This window comes from Nostoc cf. edaphicum LEGE 07299 (assembly GCF_015207245.1).
In the GTDB taxonomy this organism is placed as follows: domain Bacteria; phylum Cyanobacteriota; class Cyanobacteriia; order Cyanobacteriales; family Nostocaceae; genus Nostoc; species Nostoc edaphicum_B.
In genome coordinates this window covers 1-3,502 of record NZ_JADEXF010000671.1, presented here as the reverse complement: position 1 = coordinate 3,502, position 3,502 = coordinate 1, and the positions used below count along the sequence as shown (strand labels likewise).

3 protein-coding genes are annotated in these 3,502 nt (G+C 41.8%); 1 reads left to right on the top strand and 2 read right to left on the bottom strand.

Translation table 11 applies throughout. The features are described from left to right. Positions 1 to 139 precede the first annotated feature (139 nt). Positions 140 to 949: a superoxide dismutase gene (locus IQ229_RS18735; protein WP_322744014.1), complete on the top strand. Its 810-nt coding sequence runs from the start codon at positions 140 to 142 to the stop codon at positions 947 to 949. 181 nt (positions 950 to 1,130) lie between these two features. Here IQ229_RS18735 and IQ229_RS18730 read toward each other — a convergent pair whose 3' ends face one another. After that, positions 1,131 to 2,456, bottom strand: coding sequence for a hypothetical protein (locus IQ229_RS18730; protein WP_228013558.1), 1,326 nt, complete (start codon positions 2,454 to 2,456; stop codon positions 1,131 to 1,133). 160 nt (positions 2,457 to 2,616) lie between these two features. Beyond that, entirely contained in the window at positions 2,617 to 3,264 is a 648-nt protein-coding gene (locus tag IQ229_RS18725) for a hypothetical protein (protein ID WP_194046307.1), read from the bottom strand. Positions 3,265 to 3,502 lie beyond the last annotated feature (238 nt).

Below are 3,502 nucleotides of genomic sequence, written 5' to 3'. Positions count from 1 at the left end.
AATTTCAGCTATATCTATATTTTGCTCGAATTAACTAACAACTAAGGTAATATATATAAGATTTTGCTAAATTGAACTGCAAAATAACAGTTTAAGATCGGGTTATAAGCCAATAAGATTGATTTTGAGGCTACAATTGATGATTAGATTTTGGCGAAAAACAATAGTTTTTTTCTTCACAACAATTGTGTTGACAATTCTGCTAATTTCTCATGAACTAGTACCAATAGCTGAGGCACAAACTTCTACACCAACACCTGCTAGATCGTTTGCCACCGTAGCTTATCCTAATAGGTCATTAAGTGCTTCTCCTGCACAGCTACCACCATTGCCTTATGCTTATGGGGCACTAGGAAAAGCGATTGATGCTGAAACGATGAAATTGCATCATGGCGCACATCATGCTAGTTACGTCAAGAACTTAAATGATGCATTGAAGCAATATCCAGATTTGCAAAAAAGAAGTGTTGAAGGTTTGCTAGTGGATTTGAACAGCGTACCTGAAGATATTCGCACAAAGGTACGTAATAACGCTGGTGGTCATCTCAACCACACGATTTTTTGGCAACTGATGAGTCCCCAAGGTGGAGGACAACCATCAGGCGCGATCGCTCAAGAAATTAACAAAACTTTTGGCAGCTTTGATGCCTTTAAAAAACAGTTTAATGCAGCGGGTGCAGCTCGTTTCGGTAGTGGTTGGGTGTGGCTAGTACGCAATCCTCAAAAGCAACTCCAGATTGTCACCACAGCAAATCAGGATAACCCAATTATGGAGGGTTCATATCCGATCATGGGTAACGATCTATGGGAACACGCTTATTACCTGAAATATCGCAACCGTCGGGCTGAGTATTTGGATAATTGGTGGAATGTGGTGAATTGGCCGCAGATTAATAGGCGATACCTTTCCTTCTCTACGGGACGTTCCCCGAACCAGGCATTCCCATAATAGAAACGTATTCGCCGTTCTCATTTGAATGAGTTACACGGGTAGGTTAGCACAGCTGGCTGTGCTAACCTAAGTGGTTAATTATTTCTTTCTAAGCCTGATGCTCTCAGACATTGATTGTCGTAGACATCGCTGGAAACTAGCGCTCTAACTTTTCGCTAAATCCCCTTATGTAACATAATTACGAATTAAGGATTTTTAAAGTTCGGTGTTTGTTACGGACTATCCATAGTAAAACAATTAGCAATACAAGCGCTTTAATCGTTGATGGCTCCATTACCTTCTTGGCTTCCGTGGGGGTTTGAGGAGTAACATTACACGGAATCTCAATTATCTGTGTGTGATTGGAACCATTACCACTAGGGGTCAGATCGCATTCGCCTTTACTGGTCAGAGACAAAGGTACATTTTCTGGAGAAACAGGTGTAGGTGTTTGAACTGAAGAAACAGGTGTCGATGATTGAGCTGAAGAACTATCGCCACTCAGTAGTAGAAGCAGAATTAAACCAAGACCCCCAACGCCGATTATTGGCCAAAGTGGAAAGGAATTAGAACTGTCTGGTACCAAGACATCTCCCGTAGAGCCAGGGAAAGCATCAAAAGCTATTGTTTCTCCGTCCAACGCTAGTGGATTTTCACTCAGCAAAGTATCTCCTGCGATACCTTCTCCTAAGAGCTGATTAAATCCCGCTGGAATCGCATTATTGGGGCGTCCGAGTTCCCCACCATCTTCGGAGTATGGAAAGGATAGGACTTCAAAAATCTTCTGTTGAAGTTGGTTCTGATTTCCAGAACTCAACGCATCCAAGCCTGTAGAGATTTTATCTAAATAAAAATTTGTCATTTCTGGCGACAGACCTAGAGACTGAATCTGCTCTTGAATATTGGAGATTTTTGAGGCCTCTTCAAACAGCAGTCGTCCGTATGACAATTTCAGGTCTAGTAACCCACTACGAAGGCTAACAGAGTCATTGACTCCTGAGTATGGTGCCCAGTAGAACTGCTTGGTTACAAGTCCGAGTCCTTCTACTGGATTGCGACTAAAAGGTTGTCCAAGAAGGTATTGAGATCCATCCATGATTGCGGGAGATGCGTTTCTCCAAAATGAGGCGTAAGGCACCGCAGAGAGATTGGGATTGTTGCCGTAGAAGCTAGCGAAATTCTGGAAGTTTTTCTCCCCACCAGCTGCTCGGATTAAAAGGTTTTGATAACTAGTCCCATTGTTTAACTCCACTAATCGTTGGATTACCGATCCAGTTTTATTGCAAGTCAGACCAAATCCCACATCACATCCAGGAATGACGCGCATCCGGCTCAAATTCTGATTATTAATTTGGTACTGGAGATACTCAGACTCCAGTCCTTGTTGGATGCCATAGCGTCCAACATTTAGCTGTGCAAAAGCAGACTGACACGTAGTGAGTACTACTGCAACAGATGAAAATGCGATCGCTGCAAAGCGAACTACCTTCGGCATCGCAATTCTTTGAACAATTGATCTAGACAAGATGCACCTCCACTAAACGACAGCAATTTAATTGGGGATTGGGCAAAAGAGGCAGGGAGGCAGAGGAGCAGAGGAGCGGAGGGGAAAAACTTACTGCAACTTCTCCCCTGCTTCCCCGGTTACTGAGCGTAGTCGAAGTATGCTCCCCTACTTCCCCAATTCAACTCTTAGGTAAATAAATGTTGATCGTGATTCCCGTACCTTTAAGGTTTCCTGATGAGAGTGTGTGATATAAGACCATAGCCCGGTTTGGTTGGTCAAAAAGATACCCACGACGTGTAGGTTTGATCTTCCCTTCCTTGACTAAGGAAACGAAGGCTTGTAGATATCTACGTATACCTTGACGATTCTCTTTAGTACTATTCGTATGACGCTCAATCAGCATCATAAAGAAGTTCAAGCTACGATTTTCCTGCCCTTGAATCAGACTGCCTTCATCTAGGAAAGAACTTGCTATGAGCCTGCTATTAACTTGTTTGACCTTAAATAAAGTAAAGTAACGTCCTTCTTTTTTAGGATCGTTGGCATAACAGACCCAGGAACCCTCTTTATTTTGTGTAAAACCCTGTTCAGCAAGGTAAGAAAGCAAAGAATTACTTGTCTTAGTTTGTGGTGGAGGTAATAAATCTTCAATGGGATCTAAAGAGCAAATCCTCTGTGTTGTTTTTCGTGGATAAACAGCAGGAACCGGAGCCTGCTGGGTATTAACGCGAAAGGGCTTGTCATCAGACATTGCCATGCTAGACATTGCAGCCAACGCAGATACTTGGAGAACGATCGCTCCAAATAAACGAACTATGATATTCATGTTTTTCCTGTTACTCTTACTGACTTTGTGAATAATCGAATTTTTACTAGATCGAGATTGATCTAGCAGTCCTAAATTATTTGTTAAATTTAAGTGTTTGCCTGATTTGATCGAGGGTAGCTTAAGTTTTCACTTATCAAATAGGACTTTTATATATAGGTAATTAAGTGCAACAAGAATCAATATAAAACACACAATTTAAACGTCTTATTGACAATACAAACTGTGCTTTTTGATA

Bases quoted from the DNA above. Each gene is read 5' to 3' on its own strand.
- IQ229_RS18735 (WP_322744014.1), top strand. From the start codon at position 140: ATGATTAGATTTTGGCGAAAAACAATAGTTTTTTTCTTCACAACAATT.
- IQ229_RS18725 (WP_194046307.1), bottom strand. From the start codon at position 3,264: ATGAATATCATAGTTCGTTTATTTGGAGCGATCGTTCTCCAAGTATCT.